A 1,646-nucleotide genomic window follows, 5' to 3' on the forward strand; every position below is an offset into this window, starting at 1 on the left:
CCCGCGGTGATGCGGGGGCGCCGAGACCGGCGCCGAGGAAGCGCTAGGCCTTGCCGCCGCTGTGCTTCTTGCCGAAGCGGGCCTCGAAGCGGGCCACGCGGCCACCGGTGTCCATGATCTTCTGCTTGCCGGTGTAGAACGGGTGGCACGCCGAGCAGACCTCGGCGCGGATCTCGCCGCTGGTCTCGGTCGAGCGGGTGGTGAACTCGTTACCGCAGGTGCAGGTCACCTTGGTCACGACGTACTCGGGGTGAACGTTGGCCTTCAAGGGTCTCTCCTAGGTTTCGGGAGGGCACCGGGTCGGCGGCAGGCAGCCGCGCGTGAACCGGGACCGACGGACCAGTGTGCCAGCACCGGCCGCCTCTTCCCAAACCGGGCGGCGCGCCCGGGTATTCCCGTGCTCATCCGCGGGCCGCGGCGGTCGCCGCCGGACCCGCCGGGGAGGTGGCGGCACTCGCTCCGGTGGTGCGGTCGGCCGGGTTGGACGGCTGGGCCGACACCACCGCCTGCGGCACCGGGGAGTCGCCCTGCAGGGCCGCCCAGAGCTGGGCCGCGTCGGACTTCTGCGGCACCACCCGGTTCGGGTCGGAGGGCGCGGTGACCACCGGCAGGGTCACCATCGTCATCTGGTCCGGCCCGATCGCCTTGAGGGTGTTGGCCAGGCCCACCAGCGCGCTGACCGAGGCGAGCTCGGAGTCGGTGGTCATCGAGCGGGTGAGCTTGTCCGCGACCGACCACAGGTGTGCCGGGTTGGAGGTCAGGTTCATCGCGCCGACCTGGTGCATGATCGACTTCACCATCTGCTTCTGGAGCTCGATCCGGCCGAGGTCGCTGCCGTTGCCGATGGCGTGCCGCGTCCGGACGAACGCCAGCGCCTGGGCGCCGGCCAGGTGGTGGGTGCCGGCCGGCAGCCGCAGGCCGCTGTCCTGGTCGGAGATGGGCACCGTGGTGGTCACGTCGACGCCGCCGATGGCGTCGATCAGCGAGGCGAAGCCGGCGAAGTCGATCTGGACGTAGTGGTCCATCCGCATCCCGGTCAGCTGCTCGGTGGTCTTCACCGCGCAGGCCGGGCCGCCGACCTCGAACGCGGAGTTGTACATCACGCTGCGGGCCGCCGGCACCGCGGTGCCGTCCGGCGCCGTGCAGGCGGGCCGGGAGACCAGGGTGTCGCGCGGGATGCTGACCACCGAGGCGTGCGCGTGGTCCTTGTTGACGTGCACCACCATCGCGGTGTCGGAGCGGGCGCTGTCCCCGGTGTCGCCGCCGGCCAGCGAGCCGTTGGCACCGGCCCGGGAGTCCGAGCCGAGGACCAGGATGTTGAAGGCGCCGCCGATGGAGGCCGGCGGGCGGCCGGCGCCGAGCTGGGCGTCGATGTCGACGCTGTGGATGTTGCCGTTCAGCCGCCAGTACGCGTACCCGGCCGCGCCCGCGCCCAGCAGGACCAGACCGGCCAGGGCGTACAGCGCGATGCGCAGGCCGCGGCGGCGGCTGCTGGTCGTGCGGTCGGTACGCCGATCGGACATGGCATCCCATTTCTGCTCGAACGGGTCATTCGAGCATAAGGCGGGTGCCGCAGCTCGGCCGGGCGAGCCGATGAGGGGCGGATGAGAAAGGGCCGGGCCCCGGCCGCTGTCGCGGTCCGGGGC

2 protein-coding genes are annotated in these 1,646 nt (G+C 72.4%); both read right to left on the reverse strand.

Annotated elements, in window-relative coordinates:
* Positions 1-43: 43 nt before the first annotated feature.
* A complete protein-coding gene (gene rpmE, locus ACFV0G_RS39095) occupies positions 44-268 on the reverse strand; it encodes a 50S ribosomal protein L31 (RefSeq protein ID WP_263103648.1) in 225 nt (74 codons plus the stop codon).
* 133 nt (positions 269-401) lie between these two features.
* The gene (locus ACFV0G_RS39100) at positions 402-1,523 is read right to left on the reverse strand and encodes an LCP family protein (protein ID WP_380558600.1); all 1,122 of its coding nucleotides are present in this window, start codon (positions 1,521-1,523) and stop codon (positions 402-404) included.
* Between the last annotated feature and the right edge of the window lie 123 nt (positions 1,524-1,646).

Origin of the sequence: Kitasatospora sp. NPDC059571, assembly GCF_042735675.1 — a bacterium.
In the GTDB taxonomy this organism is placed as follows: Bacteria; Actinomycetota; Actinomycetes; order Streptomycetales; family Streptomycetaceae; genus Kitasatospora.